The organism is Nocardioides sp. NPDC092400 (assembly GCF_040684155.1).
Taxonomy (GTDB): Bacteria; Actinomycetota; Actinomycetes; order Propionibacteriales; family Nocardioidaceae; genus Nocardioides.
In genome coordinates this window covers 270,722-286,095 of record NZ_JBFBFJ010000001.1, presented here as the reverse complement: position 1 = coordinate 286,095, position 15,374 = coordinate 270,722, and the positions used below count along the sequence as shown (strand labels likewise).

The window sequence follows — 15,374 nt, the reverse complement described above, 5'->3', positions numbered from 1 at the left end:
TGCTAAGCAGGTGAGACAAGTTGGGTGACCCCCGGAGCCTGATGCAGGCGCTGCGCGACCTCGTCGAGGCGGCCGTGCAGATGCGCCACACCGTCGCCCGCGCCGCCGGGCTCGGCGAGCACGAGATGGTGGCGCTCAACCACCTGAGCCGCCGCGAGATCGGGCCGGCCGAGCTCGCGCGCATCCTGGGCGTCTCCACGGCCGCGTCGACCGGCATCGTCGACCGGCTCGCCGCCCGGGGCCACGTCGAGCGCCGTGCCCACGCCGGCGACCGCCGGCGTACCGAGGTGCACCTGACCGACTCCGGCCGCGCCGAGGTGCTCGCGCACCTCTCCCCCATGCTGCGCGGGCTCCGCGCGCTCGACGAGCAGTTCGACGACGACGAGAAGGCCGTGATCGAGCGCTACCTCGCCGGCGCGACCGAGGCGCTCCGGGACGTCAGCCGCGAGGCGTCGCCTGGAAGCCCTCCCAGCCCTCCGCGACCGCCACGAGGTCCCACGGCTCGATGAGCACCGGCGGGCTGCCGACCATCTGCGACCCCGGCACGTCGGCGGCCTCGGCCTCGAACTCCGCCTGGAACGCCGCGCGCGCCTCGTCGGTGGCGAAGACGTAGAGGCCCTCGAACCACTCCCCCTGCCGGACCCGCCAGGCCTTGAACCGCAGCCCGGACATCCCGGTGAAGCGCGCGTGCGAGGTCTCCGCGACGAACGTCGCGAGCTGCTCCTCGACGCCGGCCGGCGCGTCGACGAGCGACCACCGGATGCTCAGTCCCAGCACGTCGCCGCCTCAGCCGATGCCGTCGAGAGGGGCGTCGCCGCCGAGCCAGGTCAGCAGCGCCCGGGCACCGAAGCCGGTCGGTCCGGCCGTCCACTCGTCGCGGTCCGCAGGCGCGTCGCCGACCGAGGCCACGTCGAGGTGGGCCCAGGGGACGTCGCCGACGAAGTGCTGGAGGAACAGCGCCGCGGTGATCGCCCCGGGGCCGCCCGCGCCGTTGTCGGCGTCCGCGACCTTGGAGGCGATCTTCTCCTCGTACGCCGCGTGCAGCGGCATCCGCCACAGCGGCTCGCCGGAGGCCTCGCCCGCGGCGGCGATCGCGGCGGACAGGGTCTCGCGGTTGGCGAAGAAGCCGCCCACCTGCTGTCCCAGCGCGACCTTCATGGCGCCGGTCAGGGTGGCGACGTCGACGACGACCGCGGGCTCGAGCTCGGAGACCGCGTACGCCAGCGCGTCGGCCATGACGACCCGGCCCTCGGCGTCGGTGTTGGTGATCTCGCTGGTGCGCCCGCCCCAGTGGCGCACGACGTCGCCGGGACGGAGGCTGTTGCCGGACACGGCGTTCTCCGCCATCGGGACCAGCCCGACCACACGGACCGGGCAGCCGACCTCGGCGAGCGCCGCCATGGTGGCGAGGACGACCGCGCCGCCGGTCATGTCGCGCTTCATGTTCGACATCGCCTCGGCGGGCTTGATCGAGAGGCCGCCGGTGTCGAAGGTGATGCCCTTGCCGACCAGCACCACGGTGGGCGTACGCCGCCCCGCCCGGCGCGGCGCGTACTCGAGCTGCACCAACCGCGGCGGCGTGGCCGAGGCCTGGCCGACGCCCAGGATGCCGCCGAAGCCCTCGGCGGCCAGCTGCTGCTCGTCCCAGACGCGGAAGCCGAGACCGGCGTCGTCGGCGATCGCGCGGGCCTGCTCGGCGAGCCAGGCGGGGTTCTTCAGGTTCGAGGGGACCGTGGCCAGCGTGCGCGCGCGCCAGCCGGCGCCGGCGAGGGCCACCGCGCGGCGGAGCGCGGCGTCGTACGCGCCAGGGTCGAGCGCCGCGAGCACCACGCGCCCGGCCGGCACGTGCTCCGGGGGCGCGGCCCGCCAGGAGAAGCCGAAGGAGCCCAGCACCAGGCCGACGACGAAGGGCTCGAGGGCGGTGTCCGGGTCCAGGGCCGGCACCGTGGTGGCGACCGTGGTGACGTCCTTGACCGCGCGGCCCAGCGCGGCGCCGGCCTTGCGGAAGTCTGCCGGACGCTGCTCGCCCACGCCGACGAGCAGGACGCGGCGCAGCGCGGACCGGCCGGGCGCGCCCTGCGGGACCGGCAGCGTGACGACCTCGCCGGCCTTGCCGGTCGCCCGCTCGGAGTCCAGCAGCCCGAGCAGGTCGAGGCCGAGCTGTTCGCCCACCTCGTCCGCGCCGGGGCCGAGGACCAGTGCGGCGCCGTCCCCCTCACCCGGGACCACGGGCAGCGCGACCACCTCGAGCCCGTCGACGCCGTCGACGACGAGCGGCCTCGCCCCGCTCAACGTGAGCTGCGGGGGCGAGACCTGGATCGGGAGGTCGGTGCTGCCGGTGCGGTCGGTCGAGGTGGGGGGCACGACGCTGCGCTGGTGATCGTCGCCGGCGTCAGCCGACGACGGCCTTGAGGGCGTCGCCCAGCGAGGCGGCCTCCTCGGCGTTCAGCTCCACGACGAGACGGCCACCACCCTCGAGCGGGACGCGCATCACGATGCCGCGACCTTCCTTGGTGACCTCGAGCGGACCGTCACCCGTCCGCGGCTTCATTGCCGCCATCCCGGCACCTCTTCTCGTTCAGCAGTGCTCGACGCTGACGAGGTCCAGGCGCCCCGCCAGCCGTGTGCGGCCCATTATCCCCCATGACCGGGCGGCGCGTGACCGGTCCCCACACCTCGACACCGCCGAGGGCGCCGGGAGACGGCGGGGAGCCCGCGCTCCGGGCGGTGGCAGACTCCGCCCATGCACGCGCGGTCGGCCCTCTTCGACCTCTACGGCGACCACCTGCGGACCCGCGCGTCGCAGGCGCCGGTCGCCGCTCTCGTCCGGCTGCTGGCACCGGTCGGCATCGCGGCGCCGGCCGTGCGCACCGCGGTCTCCCGGATGGTGCTCCAGGGCTGGCTCGAGCCGGTCGCGCTGCCCGACGGGCGCGGCTACCGGGCCACCGACCAGGCGGCCCGCCGGCTCGACGAGGCCCACGCCCGCATCTACGACCGCCGCGACGAGCCGTGGGACGGCCACTGGCACCTCGTGCTGATCTCCCCTCCCGGCGACCGGAGCTCGCGCGCCCGGCTGCGTGCCGACCTCGCCTACCTCGGGTACGCCGAGCTGGCCGACCACGTCTGGGTGGGCCCGGCCGCCAACGCCGAGCTCCCCGGCGCGCTGGCCCGGGCCGGGGCCACCGCCCGGACCGCCCGCGCCCGCGACGTCGACCCCTCCCCCGTCGCGGCCTGGGACCTGGCGGCGCTGCGGGCGTCCTACGACGGCTGGCCGGCGCTCGCCGAGCGGATCGTCGCCGAGCACCTCGGCGCCCACGCCGACCCCGACGAGGCCGCCTTCGCGGCGCGCTTCCACCTCGTCCACGAGTGGCGCAAGTTCCTCTTCGCCGACCCGGGGCTGCCGGCCGAGGTGCTGCCGGCCGACTGGCCCCGGCGGACCGCAGCCGGGAGGTTCGACGCCGAGGCGCAGCGGCTCCAGCCCGCGGCGGACAGGTTCGTGGCCCGCTGCCTGCCCTGACCGGCAGACTGCGCCCCATGACCGCCACGAACCGCACGCCCGACGCGCAGAACGCACCCGTGCTCCTCGACGTCTCCGAGGGCGTCGCCACCATCACGCTGAACCGGCCCGACGCGATGAACAGCCTCGACGTCGCGACGAAGGTGCTGCTCCGCGAGGTCGTGCAGCAGGTGGCGGAGGACCCGGCGGTGCGCTGCGTGCTGCTCACCGGCACCGGCCGTGCCTTCTGCACCGGCCAGGACCTCAAGGAGCACGTCCAGCTCCTCCACAACGGCGGCAGCGAGGCGCTGTTCTCCACCGTCGACGAGCACTACAACCCGATCGTCACGGCCCTGGCCGGCATGGCCAAGCCGGTCGTCGCGGCCGTCAACGGCGTCGCCGCGGGTGCCGGCGCCAGCCTGGCCTTCGCCTGCGACCTGCGCCTGGTGGCCGACACCGCGGGCTTCAACCTCGCCTTCGCCAACGTGGGCCTCTCCTGCGACACCGGCGCGAGCTACCACCTGCCGCTGCTGGTCGGGCGGGCCAAGGCGCTGGAGCTGCTCTACCTGCCCCGCACCGTCCCCGCCGCCGAGGCGCTCGAGCTGGGCATGGCCACGTCGGTGCACCCCGCCGACGAGCTCGCCGGTGCCGCCCGTGCCCTCGCGGTGCGGCTCGCCGCCGGTCCGACGGTCGCCCTCGGGTCGATCCGCCGCTCCGTGGGGTACGCCGCCGGCCACACGTTCGAGGAGGCGGTGGCGTTCGAGTCCTCGATGATGCAGCTGACCGGTGCCACCGAGGACCACCGCGCGGCCGTGGACGCGTTCGTGGCCAAGCAGAAGCCGGCCTTCCAGGGCCGCTGAGCCCCGCTGTCAGTCCTCGCGGGGCTGCTCCCAGTCCAGGTGCGCACGGTAGGCGTCGAACACCGCGAGCACCTGGCCCGGGACGACGTCGCGCAGCCGCGCGAGCCGCGGCCGCGCGCCGTACTCCACCGTCAGCGCGGCGCCGCGGAACCGGTGGTTGAACCAGCCGGTCATCGTGCCGTGGCACACGCCGCCGCAGTCGAAGCTCTTGCGGGGCAGGTCGAGGTGGCGCGCGACGCGGCGGGCGAAGCGCGGCCGCTTGGTGTCGGTGTCCACGCCGTGCAGCGGCTGGTGGAAGCCGATGACGTGGTCGGGGCGCACGTCGGCGAGGAAGGCCATCATCGCCTTGGTCTCCGGCTCGGAGGCGGGCTCCGGCCCGGACTCGTAGCGCCCGTCGAGGTCGGCCCACTCGTAGGGGTAGTTGCGGTTGAGGTCGACGCCGCGGGCGTTGCGGCGGGTGCCGGCCGCGAGGCCGTCGGGGTTGTACGTCGGCACCACCCACAGGTCGACGCCGACCACGGGCGCGCCGTCGCGCAGCGAGGCCAGGACGTGCCGGGTGGCCGGCTCGTCGCCGTGCATGGTCGAGACCAGCACGACCGTCGGGACGTCCGGGCGGTCGGGCTCACCGAGGTGCCAGGCGACGATGTCGCGGTCCTGGACCGAGGTGCCGATGACCCGCTTGCCGACCACCGCCGGCCGGTCCGCCGCCGCACCGGCGGGCGCGGTGGCTGCCGGCGAGGCCGGCACCAGCGCGGCGACCGCGGCCAGGGAGACGACGGGGGCGAGCAGGGAGGTCGGTCGCACGCGGGGCTCCTTCGGCGGGCTCCCACCCGGGGAGCCGAACGGGTCAGACGGTCGAGTTGAGGTAGGCCCAGGTGAACACGCAGACGCCCACGACCGTCCCGAGGTGGGCCAGCAACGAGAGTCCCGGCCCGGAGGACCAGGAGTCCTCGGCCCCGGCCGAGGCGTGCCGGCCGCGGCTGGGCAGCCACCGGACGAGGATGAGGATCCCCGCGACGGCGAGCAGCCACCACAGCGCCAGTCCGATGATGCCGGCGGTGTCGCCGCCGAGCACGGAGTCCGTGGGGGCGACCAGGAACATCGTCCACACCACCAGCGCCGCGACGCCGGCGCCGGTGTGCAGGTCCAGCAGCCGGCGGCCGACCTGCAGCCGCCCGCCACCGCCGTCACCCCGCAGGCGCAGCCGGGTGAGCGCGACCACGACCACCCCGAGGGCGGTCAGGACGTAGACGACGACCTCCTCGCTGGACACGCGGCGCAGTCTGCCCTACGCGATCGGGCCCTCGCCACGGACCTCCGGGGCCGAGGGGGTCGCGGCCTCGCGGGCGTCCTGCTCCCGCGCGAGCCGGTCGAGGAGTGCGTCGACGTCCTGCATCCGGTAGCCGCGCAGCGCCAGCGGGAACCGCACGCGACGCATGTCCGCGGCCGACAGCGGCCGGTCCTCGGGCACGTCGACGCGCAGCCGGTCGTGCTCGACCTCGGCCATCGGCGCCCCGCGCCCGGCCGCGACGGCGGCGATGCCGCCCATGACCAGCACCACCAGCACCGCGAAGAACCACATCATCGGGGGCGCCCCTCGCGCGCGGCCCGCATCAGCTCGACGACCTCGTCGAGGTCGTCGGTGAGGGTTAGCATGTCGAGGTCCTCGACCGCGATCTTGCCCTCGGCGGCGACCGTGCCGCGCAGCCAGTCGAGCAGGCCGCGCCAGTAGTCGGTGCCGATGAGCACGATCGGGAAGCTGGTCACCTTGCGGGTCTGCACGAGCGTCATCGCCTCGAACAGCTCGTCGAGGGTGCCCACCCCGCCGGGCAGCACGGCGAAGCCCTGCGAGTACTTCACGAACATCGTCTTGCGGGCGAAGAAGTAGCGGAAGTTGATCCCGACGTCGGCCCACTCGTTCAGCCCGGTCTCGAAGGGCAGCTCGATGCCCAGGCCGACGCTGACGCCACCGGCCTCGCTGGCGCCCTTGTTGGCCGCCTCCATCGCGCCCGGTCCGCCGCCGGTGATCACCGCGAAGCCGGCCTCCGCCAGGCGGCGACCCAGCTCCTCGCCCGCGGCGTACGCCGGGTGGTCGACCGGTGTGCGGGCGGACCCGAACACCGCGATCGCCGGCCCGAGCTCGGCCAGCGCACCGAAGCCCTCGACGAACTCGGCCTGGATCCGCATGACGCGCCACGGATCGGTGTGCACCCAGCCGCTGTCCCCGCGCGAGTCGAGCAGGTGCTGGTCGGTGGTCGAACCGTCCACCTGGTCCCGGCGCTGGACGATCGGGCCCTTGAACTTCGACCTCACGCGTTCCTCTCCCCTGACTCGTGTCCTGACTCCGGTCCTGCTGCCGGCCGTCCGGTCAGCCAGGCGCGCAGCTGGCGCTCGCACCGCTCGATGTGCTCGACCGGCACGTGCTCGTCCTGCTTGTGGGCGTAGAGCGGGTCGCCGGGGCCGAAGTTCACCGCCGGCACGCCGAGCGCGGTGAAGCGCGCGACGTCGGTCCAGCCGAACTTCGGGGCGACCTGGCCGCCGACCGCCTCGACGAAGGCCTTCGCGGCCGGCAGCTCGAGACCCGGCAGCGCGCCGGGCGAGGTGTCGGTCAGCCGGACGTCGTACCCCGTGAACAGCTCGCGGACGAAAGCCTCGGCCTCCGTCTCGGAGCGGTCCGGCGCGAACCGGTAGTTGACGGTGACGACGCACTCGTCGGGGACGACGTTGCCGGCGACGCCGCCGGAGATCGCGACGGCGTTGAGGCCCTCGCGGTACTCCAGGCCGTCGATCACCGGGCGCCGCGGCTCGACGGCGGTGATCCGGTCGAGCACGTCGGCCGCCCGGTGGATGGCGTTGACGCCGCGCCAGGAGCGGGCCGAGTGCGCGCGCTCCCCGGTGGTGCGGACCTCGACCCGGAGCGTGCCCTGGCAGCCCGCCTCGACCGACGCGTTCGAGGGCTCCATCAGGATCGCGAAGTCGGCGGCCATCAGGTCGGGCCGGGCCTCGGCCAGCAGCCGCAGGCCGTTGTGGGTCGCCTCGATCTCCTCGGCCTCGTAGAGGATGTAGGTCACGTCGCGCACCGGCTCGGGGACCGTCGCCGCCAGCCGCAGGATGACCGCGTCGCCGCCCTTCATGTCGCACGTGCCGAGGCCGTGCAGGACGCCGTCCTCGAGCCGGCTGGGCAGGTTGTCGTTGACCGGGACCGTGTCGAGGTGCCCGGCGATGACCACCCGCTCGCCGCGACCCAGGTCGGTCCGGGCGACGATCGTGTGACCGTGCCGGACGACCTCGAGGTGCGGCAGGGGGCGCAGGGCCGCCTCGACCGCGTCCGCGATCTCGGCCTCGTCGCGGCTCACCGACTCGATGTCCACCAGCGCGGCGGTGAGCGAGACGGCGTCCAGCGAGAGGTCGAGCGTGGCCATGGGGGCCATCCAACCAGCCGGCTCCGCGCCTGCCGGCTGGACACCTGTCCAGCAGACCCTTCCGCCGGAATGGAACACGTTCTAGTCTCGCCCGCATGCGCAACGGACTCGTCCTCTTCACCTCCGACCGCGGGATCACGCCCGCGGCCCTCGCGAAGGCCGGGGAGGACCGGGGCTTCGACACGATCTACGTCCCCGAGCACACCCACATCCCCGTCAAGCGCACGGCGGCCCACCCCGGCACCGGCGACGAGACGCTGCCCGACGACCGCTACCTGCGGACCCTGGACCCGTGGATCTCGCTGGCCACCGCGGCCGCGGTCACCACGCGCATCCGCCTGTCGACCGCGGTCGCGCTGCCCGTGGAGTCCGACCCGATCACGCTGGCCAAGCAGATCGCCACGCTCGACCACCTCTCCGGCGGCCGCGTCACCATCGGCGCCGGCTTCGGCTGGAACACCGACGAGCTCGAGGACCACTCCGTCCCACCGGGCAGGCGCCGCACGGTGCTGCGCGAGTACGTCGAGGCGATGCGGGCGCTGTGGACCCAGGAGGAGGCGTCGTACGACGGGGAGTTCGTGTCGTTCGGGCCCTCGTGGGCCTACCCCAAGCCGGTGCAGGCGCACGTGCCGCTGATCATCGGCGCCGGCGGCGGACCGAAGACCTTCCGCTGGATCGCAGAGAACGCCGACGGCTGGATGACCACCCCGACCCAGCGCGACGTCCTCGCGAACATCGAGGCGCTGACCAAGGCCTGGGCCGACGCCGGCCGCGACGGCCGGCCCGACATCCGGGTGCTGATCGCCGCCAGGCCCGACCCCGCCGACCTCGACGCCTGGGCCGAGGCCGGCTGCACCGAGCTGATCTGGGGCGTCCCGGACCGGGCCGAGGCCGAGGTGCTCGCCAGTCTCGACCGGATGGCGGGCCGCCTCGGCCTCAGCGGCTGATCAGGCCTTCGCGACGCTCACCTCGGGCTCGCCCGCCTGGCCGGCGACGAGGTCGAGCGATGCCGCGAGCGTCTCGGTGGTCAGCAGGTCGCGGTGCGTCTCCGCCGCGGCCAGGACGTCGGCCGGGCCGCTGACCGTCAGCGCGATCCGGTCGGACACCTCGAGGCCGGCGTCGCGGCGGGCCTGCTGCACCTGGCGGACCAGGTCGCGGGCCAGGCCCTCCGCGGCCAGCTCGGGGGTCACCTCGGTGTCGAGCACGACGAAGCCACCGCTGCGCAGGACGCCGGTGGCCGTGGCGTCGTCGGCCGAGCCCGCGACGGTCTCGAGGGTGTACTCCCCCTCCTGCAGGGCCAGCCCGCCGGAGGTGACGGTGCCGTCCTCGGCGACCGACCAGTCACCGCTCTTGGAGCCCTTGATCGCGCGCTGGACGTCCTTGCCCAGCCGCGGGCCCGCGGCGCGGGCGTTGACGGTCAGCTTCTGCTCCACGCCGTACGACGCGGCCTCGTCGGAGTCGGCCGCGAGCAGCCGGACCGTCTTGACGTTGACCTCGTCGCTGAGGATCCCCTCGAAGCCGGCCAGCGCGTCGGGCGCGTCGACGACCACGGTCAGCGTCGACAGCGGCAGCCGGTTGCGCAGGTTGCCCGCCTTCCGCAGCGCGGACGTCGCTGAGCACACCTCGCGCACCTGGTCCATCGCGGCCACCAGCGCCGTGTCGTCCGGCCCGGCCGGCAGCGCCTCGACGTCGGGCCAGTCGGTGAGGTGGACCGAGCGGCCACCGGTGAGGCCGCGCCAGATCTCCTCGGTGGTCAGCGGCAGCAGCGGCGCGACGGTCCGGCAGACCACCTCGAGCACCGTGTAGAGGGTGTCGAACGCCTCGGTCGACTCACCCCAGAACCGCTCGCGGGAGCGCCGGATGTACCAGTTGGTGAGCACGTCGAGGAAGGACCGCGTCGTCTCGCAGGCGTCGGCCACGGCGTACTCGTCGAGCTGGGTGGTCATCGTCGCGACGTACTGCCGCAGCTTCGCGAGCAGGTAGCGGTCCAGCGGGTCCTTGGAGTCGGTGGACCACTGGGCCTCGTGGCCCTGGCCGTCGTTGGCGGCGTTGGCGTAGAGCTGGAAGAAGTACCAGCTGTTCCACAGCGGGATCATCACCTGCCGCACCGAGTCGCGGATGCCCTGCTCGGTGACGACCAGGTTCCCGCCGCGCAGGATCGGGCTGGACATGAGGAACCAGCGCATCGCGTCGGCGCCGTCGCGGTCGAAGACCTCGCGGACGTCGGGGTAGTTGCGCAGCGACTTGCTCATCTTGTTGCCGTCGCTGCCCAGCACGATGCCGTGGCTGATGCACGACTGGAACGCCGGCTTGTCGAACAGCGCCGTCGCCAGGACGTGCAGCGTGTAGAACCAGCCGCGCGTCTGGCCGATGTACTCGACGATGAAGTCGCCCGGGAAGTGGCCCTTCTTCTCCGCGGTGCCGTCGAACCACTCGGCGTTCTCGAAGGGGTAGTGGTTCTGGGCGAAGCTCATCGAGCCCGAGTCGAACCACACGTCGAGCACGTCGGTGACCCGGCGCATCATCGACTGCCCCTCCTCGGGCGAGCGCGGGTCGTCGGGGTTCGGGCGCACCAGGTCGTCGACGTAGGGACGGTGCAGGTCGGGCTCGCCGTGCTGGTTGCGCGGAAGCGTGCCGAAGTCGCGCTCGATCTCCTCGAAGGAGCCGTAGACGTCGATGCGGGGGTACGTCGGGTCGTCGCTCTTCCAGACCGGGACCGGCGAGCCCCAGAACCGGTTGCGGGTGATCGACCAGTCACGGGCGTTGGCGAGCCACTTGCCGAACTGGCCGTCCTTGATGTGCTCGGGCACCCAGCGGATCTGCTGGTTCAGCTCGAGCATCCGCTCCTTGATCGCGGTGACCTCGACGAACCACGACGAGACGCCCTTGTAGATCAGCGGCTCGCGGCAGCGCCAGCAGTGCGGGTAGGAGTGGTCGTAGGTCTCGCGGCGCAGCAGCACCGTGCCCGTGGTGACCGCACCCTGGTCCCCGGCCTCCTCGCCGTCGAGCGCCCTGGTCGCGGCCTTGAGGTGGTCGATGACGTGGGGGTTGGCGTCGAAGACCTGCATGCCGGCGTACTCCTCGACGGGGTGGGTGAACCGCCCGTCCTTGCCGACCGGCATCACCGGCTCGATGCCCTCGCGGTCGGTGACCTCCTTGTCGACCTCACCGAACGCGCCGGCGGTGTGGACCAGACCGGTGCCGTCGGTGGTGGTGACCGCGTCGTCGGCCGGGACGACGCGGAAGGCTCGCTCGTGGCCGAGGTAGTAGGAGAACGGCGGGGTGTAGGCCAGCCCGAGGAGGTCGGTGCCCTTGCCGCGCCACACGACCTCCGGGCTCTCCCCGAGCTCGCGGGCGTAGGCGCCGAGCCGGGCCTCGGCGAGCACGTAGCGGATGCCCTCGGCGGCGACGGCGACGTAGTCGATGTCCGATCCGACCATCACCGCGAGGTTGCTGGGCAGGGTCCACGGCGTGGTCGTCCAGACGAGGAGCTTCGCGCCCTTCAGCTCGCCCTCGGTGGTGATGTCGTAGCCGACGGTGACCGCCGGGTCCTGGCGGTTCTGGTAGACGTCGTCGTCCATGCGCAACTCGTGGTTCGAGAGCGGCGTCTCGTCGTTCCAGCAGTAGGGCAGGACACGGAAGCCCTCGTAGACCAGGCCCTTGTCGTAGAGGCGCTTGAACGCCCAGATGACCGACTCCATGTACTCGGGGTTCATGGTCCGGTAGTCGCGGTCGAAGTCGACCCAGCGCGCCTGGCGGGTGACGTACTCGCGCCACTCGCCGGTGTACTTCATCACCGAGTCGCGGCAGGCCTCGTTGAACTTGTCGATGCCCATCTCGACGATCTCGTCGGTCGTCTTGATGCCGCCCAGCCGCATCGCCTCGAGCTCGGCAGGGAGGCCGTGGGTGTCCCAGCCGAACCGCCGCTCGACGCGCTTGCCGCGCATGGTCTGGTAGCGCGGGACGATGTCCTTGACGTAGCCGGTGAGCAGGTGGCCGTAGTGCGGCAGCCCGTTGGCGAACGGCGGCCCGTCGTAGAAGACGAACTCGTTGCCGGAGTCCTCGCCCGGGTCGCGCTGGTCGATGCTCGCCTGGAAGGTGCCGTCGGCGTGCCAGTAGGCCAGCACCCGGTCCTCGATCGCGGGGAACCGGGGGTTCGAGGGCACGCCGCTCTCGGAGGTGGAGACCTGGGGGTACGTCATCGGACAGCTCCTGCAGCTTCGGGATGGATCCTTCTCGAAACCACAGGGACGATCGTCGGGACCGCGGTACCACCCTGCTTGCCGGACCCATGCTGCTGGACCGGCCGCTCGTTCACGGCTGTGACGGGCCTACCCGTCCGGTTCTACTGAGGACTTCCGTCCCGTTCTTCCGGAGGCTCGCCGCTGATGACGGCTCGGACGCCTGTGCCTCCAGGGTACGGCCCGCCCGGACCGCGCCGCCAATCGGTTGCTCCGCCGGCCGACTACCAGAAGTCCTCCCCGCCACGGACCTCAAGCGGCGCCGCACGCCCGGCAGCCGACTTCTGGTCGTCGGTCGACCGCCGCCTCCAGCACCCGTCGCACGTCCTCGGGGTGGAACATCACGTCCTCCCAGGAGAACCGCAGCACCAGCCACCCGTGGACGACCAGCCCGTTGTAGCGCCGGCAGTCACTGGCGAGCCGGTCGCGCCGGCCGTGCCACTCGAAGGAGTCCGCCTCCAGGACGATCCGCCGACGACGGTCGGCCAGGTCGACGCGGCCGAGGAACTCCGGCTCCCAGACCTCGACCTGCGGCTCGACCGACAGCCCCTCGACCTCGAGGGCGATCGCGCGCAGGACGGACTCGAACGGGTTGGCGGCGGCCGCGGTCGCCTCCCCCGCGACCCGGCGGACCCGTCCCGCGCCCGCGCCCCGGACCGAGTCGGCGAGGAGGCGTAGGTTCGCGGCCCCGAAGCCGTCGCGGAGCGCGGAGTCGGCGACCGCCAGCGCCTCGGGGAACGGCAGGGACCTCGCGCAGTCGACCAGGGTCCTCGCCGGCGTCGTCACCGGACCTGCGACGTCGGTCGCCGGCAGGTCGACCCGGTGCAGCTGCACCCCCGAGTGCGGCGCACCGCGGCGTCCCCTGGCCACGGTGACGTGCGGCCGCTCGGGACGGTGCTGGACCGACCAGCCGTGCAGCAGCGCGGCGCTGGTGTGCGAGACGACACCGGTCACCCGGTGCGCCGCGGCCACTGCCTCGTCCACCTGCGGGTGCGCCCAGCGCCCCCGGGCCAGCCGCACGACGTCCCCGCCGGCGATCGCCCGCTCGACCTCGGCGCGCGAGGTGAGGTACACGAGCTGGGCCCGGGTGGCGGTGCCACCCAGGCGCTCGAGCACCTCGACCACGGACATGCGTCCACGCTGGCCCAGGCCGGTCCTCCGCGCATCCTGCTCTCCACAGGCTCAGATCGCGGTGGCCACGCCCCAGGCGGAGTGGACGGCGCCGTGGATGTAGCCGACCTCGGCGGCGTCGCCGACGACGTCGACGTCGAGGCCGGCGGCGCGCAGCTCGTCAGCGAGGGGCGCGGCGGCGGTGGTGCCCTCGGCGTACACGACCATGTCGGCGGGGGCGGAGTGCGCCTGGTCGCCCTCGGTCCACTCGACGCCGGAGTCGGTGATCCGGGTGAGGGTGACGCCGCGGTGGATGTCGACGCCGTGCTCGGTGGCGTCCTTGACCGCGGTCCAGCGCCGGGGCATGGCGAGCGGCAGGCCGAGCTGGCGTCCCTCGTGCAGGAGCGTCACGCGGCGCCCGCGCTCGGCGAGGAACTCCGCCAGTTCCAGGCCCACCAGCGACCCGCCGACGACCACGACGTCCTTGCCCATCGGCAGGAACCGGCGGGTCAGCCGGCGCACGGCCTCGGGGCTCCGGGTGATCCTGGAGGCGCGGCCGAGCCGGCCGAGAGTGCGGAGCACGGCTCCGGCCTCGCCGGCGTGCGCGGTGCCCAGCATCAGCGCCCGCAGGGTGTCGCCGGTCTGGACGATCGGGAGGCCGCCTCCGGGGACGTCGGGCCGGGGGCGGACCGCGCCGGTGGCCACGACGACCCGGTCAGGACGCAGCGCGCGGACCGACTCGACCGTGGCGGTCGTCCCCAGCCGGACGGCGATGCCCAGGCGCTCGACCTCCGCCCGGTACCAGCGCAGCAGCCGCTCGTTGTCGGGGGTGGTGAGCGAGGAGAACCACATCGTCCCGCCCAGGCGGTCGGACCTGTCGACGACGGTGACCCGGTGCCCGCGCTCGGTGAGGACCCGCGCCGACTCCAGGCCCGCGGGGCCCGCACCGACGACCACGACGTGCTGGGTGGCGGAGGCCGGGCGCAGCGGCAGCAGCGACTCGTGGCCGAGGGCCGGGTTGACGGCGCAGAACGGGGTGTCGTCGAAGAAGTTCTCCGCGACGCACAGGTAGCAGTTGATGCACGGCCGGACCTGCTCGGGCGTGCCCGCGGCGATCTTGTTCGGCAGCTCGGGGTCGGCCAGCAGCTGGCGGCCCATCGCGGCGAAGTCGATCTTCCCGGCGGCGAGCGCCTCCTCGGCGACCTCGGGCAGCATCCGGCCCACCGCGATGACCGGGACGGAGACGCGCTGCTTGATCGCGGCGGCGTTCGGCAGGTACGCGCCGACCTTGTTCGGCAGCGGGCCGTCGGTGAAGTTGTCGAAGGGGTTGCGGCCCCAGCCGGTCACGTGGATCGCGTCGGCGCCGGCGCGCTCGAACATGACCGACGCCTCGGCCGCCTCGGCCAGGGTGAGCCCGCCCTCCTGGCCGTACTCCTCCCCCGCGACCCGGACCAGGACGGCGAGCCGGTCCCCGACCCGCTCCTTCACCGCCGCGATGACCTCGCACGCCAGCCGCGCCCGGTTGGCCAGCGGCCCGCCGTACTCGTCGGTGCGCCTGTTGTCGCGGCGGTTGAGGAAGACGCCGAGGATGTAGCCGTGGGCGACGTGGACCTCGATCGCGTCGGCGCCGGCCCGGGCGACGCGGTCGGCCGCGTCGGCCCAGGTCGCGACCAGCCAGGCGATGTCGTCGGTGGTCATCTCGCGGTACGTCGTGTGCTTGCCGCCCGTCGCGGCGGCCATCCGGCGCAGCTCGCTGGGGGTGCTGTCGGCGAGGGCCGACATGTCGTAGGTGTAGTCCGGCTCGTTCGGGGCGAGCACCGGCCGGTCGTTGGCGGTGTCGACCCGGGCGACCTTGCCGTGGTGGGTCGACTGCACGCACAGCTTGCTCCCGGCCGCGTGGACAGCGTCCGCCAGCGCGCGCAGGCCGGGGATGAACCGGTCCTCGGAGAGACCGGGCTCCTTCAGCGACGCCGCGCCGTGCGGGAAGGCGACCGCGCAGGCGCCGGTGACGACCAGCCCCGCCCCGCCCGCGGCGCGGGCGGCGTAGTGCTCGATCTCGCGCTGCTCGATCTCGCCGTCCTCGGAGACGTTCATGTCCATCGCCGGCAGCACCACCCGGTTGCGCAGCTCCATGGGGCCGATCCGGCCGGGTGACATCAGGTGGGTGTAGGACTGCCGGCCGCGCATGCGGCGGACGCTAGCCAGCGGCGGACCGGACCGCCCTGCCGTGCCCCACCCACCGGGA

General features: G+C 73.7%; 15 protein-coding genes. 4 read left to right on the top strand and 11 right to left on the bottom strand.

The window, feature by feature from the left end:
• Positions 1 to 20 precede the first annotated feature (20 nt).
• Positions 21 to 509, top strand: a complete 489-nt coding sequence (locus AB0N29_RS01380) for a MarR family transcriptional regulator (RefSeq protein ID WP_302270095.1) — start codon at positions 21 to 23, stop codon at positions 507 to 509.
• Here the strand turns inward: AB0N29_RS01380 and AB0N29_RS01375 are convergent.
• Genes AB0N29_RS01375 through AB0N29_RS01365 form a run of 3 tightly spaced genes read right to left on the bottom strand, consistent with a single transcriptional unit; the run spans position 439 to position 2,560 of the window.
• Positions 439 to 777, bottom strand: a complete 339-nt coding sequence (locus tag AB0N29_RS01375) for a hypothetical protein (RefSeq protein WP_302270094.1) — start codon at positions 775 to 777, stop codon at positions 439 to 441. The genes AB0N29_RS01380 and AB0N29_RS01375 overlap by 71 nt on opposite strands.
• Before the next feature lie 9 nt (positions 778 to 786).
• Complete coding sequence (locus AB0N29_RS01370; RefSeq protein ID WP_364863489.1) at positions 787 to 2,364, bottom strand: leucyl aminopeptidase family protein; 1,578 nt, start codon at positions 2,362 to 2,364, stop codon at positions 787 to 789.
• Between the two features lie 28 nt (positions 2,365 to 2,392).
• Positions 2,393 to 2,560, bottom strand: coding sequence for a DUF3117 domain-containing protein (locus AB0N29_RS01365; protein WP_302270092.1), 168 nt, complete (start codon positions 2,558 to 2,560; stop codon positions 2,393 to 2,395).
• Positions 2,561 to 2,743: 183 nt separating this feature from the next.
• Here AB0N29_RS01365 and AB0N29_RS01360 point away from each other — a divergent pair, with 183 nt between their 5' ends.
• Together AB0N29_RS01360 and AB0N29_RS01355 are read left to right on the top strand one after the other, a co-directional pair.
• Positions 2,744 to 3,517, top strand: a complete 774-nt coding sequence (locus AB0N29_RS01360) for a PaaX family transcriptional regulator C-terminal domain-containing protein (protein ID WP_364863486.1) — start codon at positions 2,744 to 2,746, stop codon at positions 3,515 to 3,517.
• A gap of 17 nt (positions 3,518 to 3,534) precedes the next feature.
• On the top strand, positions 3,535 to 4,356 hold the full coding sequence (locus AB0N29_RS01355) for an enoyl-CoA hydratase-related protein (protein WP_364863484.1): 822 nt from the start codon (positions 3,535 to 3,537) through the stop codon (positions 4,354 to 4,356).
• A gap of 9 nt (positions 4,357 to 4,365) precedes the next feature.
• On the opposite strand, the gene AB0N29_RS01350 is transcribed toward AB0N29_RS01355, so the two are convergent.
• Genes AB0N29_RS01350 through dapE form a run of 5 tightly spaced genes read right to left on the bottom strand, consistent with a single transcriptional unit; the run spans position 4,366 to position 7,778 of the window.
• On the bottom strand, positions 4,366 to 5,160 hold the full coding sequence (locus AB0N29_RS01350; protein WP_364863482.1) for a M14 family zinc carboxypeptidase: 795 nt from the start codon (positions 5,158 to 5,160) through the stop codon (positions 4,366 to 4,368).
• A gap of 43 nt (positions 5,161 to 5,203) precedes the next feature.
• Positions 5,204 to 5,629, bottom strand: a complete 426-nt coding sequence (locus AB0N29_RS01345; RefSeq protein ID WP_364863480.1) for a hypothetical protein — start codon at positions 5,627 to 5,629, stop codon at positions 5,204 to 5,206.
• A 15-nt stretch (positions 5,630 to 5,644) separates the two neighbouring features.
• Entirely contained in the window at positions 5,645 to 5,941 is a 297-nt protein-coding gene (locus tag AB0N29_RS01340; RefSeq protein ID WP_364863478.1) for a DivIVA domain-containing protein, read from the bottom strand.
• Entirely contained in the window at positions 5,938 to 6,669 is a 732-nt protein-coding gene (locus AB0N29_RS01335; protein WP_302270079.1) for a TIGR00730 family Rossman fold protein, read from the bottom strand. The genes AB0N29_RS01340 and AB0N29_RS01335 overlap by 4 nt, the downstream gene beginning before the upstream one ends.
• Positions 6,666 to 7,778, bottom strand: coding sequence for a succinyl-diaminopimelate desuccinylase (dapE, locus tag AB0N29_RS01330; protein ID WP_364863476.1), 1,113 nt, complete (start codon positions 7,776 to 7,778; stop codon positions 6,666 to 6,668). Before dapE ends, AB0N29_RS01335 begins: the two co-directional genes overlap by 4 nt.
• 95 nt (positions 7,779 to 7,873) lie before the next feature.
• Here dapE and AB0N29_RS01325 point away from each other — a divergent pair, with 95 nt between their 5' ends.
• Positions 7,874 to 8,725: an LLM class F420-dependent oxidoreductase gene (locus tag AB0N29_RS01325; protein ID WP_302270074.1), complete on the top strand. Its 852-nt coding sequence runs from the start codon at positions 7,874 to 7,876 to the stop codon at positions 8,723 to 8,725.
• Here AB0N29_RS01325 and ileS read toward each other — a convergent pair whose 3' ends face one another.
• The 3 genes from ileS to AB0N29_RS01310 all read right to left on the bottom strand — a co-directional run bounded on the left by ileS (position 8,726) and on the right by AB0N29_RS01310 (position 15,316).
• Complete coding sequence (gene ileS, locus AB0N29_RS01320; RefSeq protein WP_364863473.1) at positions 8,726 to 11,980, bottom strand: isoleucine--tRNA ligase; 3,255 nt, start codon at positions 11,978 to 11,980, stop codon at positions 8,726 to 8,728.
• Positions 11,981 to 12,271: 291 nt separating this feature from the next.
• The gene (locus AB0N29_RS01315; protein ID WP_364863471.1) at positions 12,272 to 13,150 is read right to left on the bottom strand and encodes a DUF559 domain-containing protein; all 879 of its coding nucleotides are present in this window, start codon (positions 13,148 to 13,150) and stop codon (positions 12,272 to 12,274) included.
• A 51-nt stretch (positions 13,151 to 13,201) separates the two neighbouring features.
• Positions 13,202 to 15,316 (bottom strand): FAD-dependent oxidoreductase, encoded by a 2,115-nt coding sequence (locus AB0N29_RS01310; protein ID WP_364863469.1) that lies wholly within the window; start codon positions 15,314 to 15,316, stop codon positions 13,202 to 13,204.
• Positions 15,317 to 15,374 lie beyond the last annotated feature (58 nt).

What these genes read in the sequence shown, in the direction of transcription:
- AB0N29_RS01365 (WP_302270092.1), bottom strand. Translation starts at nt 2,560, where the DNA reads ATGGCGGCAATGAAGCCGCGGACGGGTGACGGTCCGCTCGAGGTCACC.
- AB0N29_RS01360 (WP_364863486.1), top strand. Translation starts at nt 2,744, where the DNA reads ATGCACGCGCGGTCGGCCCTCTTCGACCTCTACGGCGACCACCTGCGG.
- AB0N29_RS01355 (WP_364863484.1), top strand. Translation starts at nt 3,535, where the DNA reads ATGACCGCCACGAACCGCACGCCCGACGCGCAGAACGCACCCGTGCTC.
- AB0N29_RS01340 (WP_364863478.1), bottom strand. Translation starts at nt 5,941, where the DNA reads ATGATGTGGTTCTTCGCGGTGCTGGTGGTGCTGGTCATGGGCGGCATC.
- dapE (WP_364863476.1), bottom strand. Translation starts at nt 7,778, where the DNA reads ATGGCCACGCTCGACCTCTCGCTGGACGCCGTCTCGCTCACCGCCGCG.
- AB0N29_RS01325 (WP_302270074.1), top strand. Translation starts at nt 7,874, where the DNA reads ATGCGCAACGGACTCGTCCTCTTCACCTCCGACCGCGGGATCACGCCC.
- ileS (WP_364863473.1), bottom strand. Translation starts at nt 11,980, where the DNA reads ATGACGTACCCCCAGGTCTCCACCTCCGAGAGCGGCGTGCCCTCGAAC.
- AB0N29_RS01315 (WP_364863471.1), bottom strand. Translation starts at nt 13,150, where the DNA reads ATGTCCGTGGTCGAGGTGCTCGAGCGCCTGGGTGGCACCGCCACCCGG.
- AB0N29_RS01310 (WP_364863469.1), bottom strand. Translation starts at nt 15,316, where the DNA reads ATGCGCGGCCGGCAGTCCTACACCCACCTGATGTCACCCGGCCGGATC.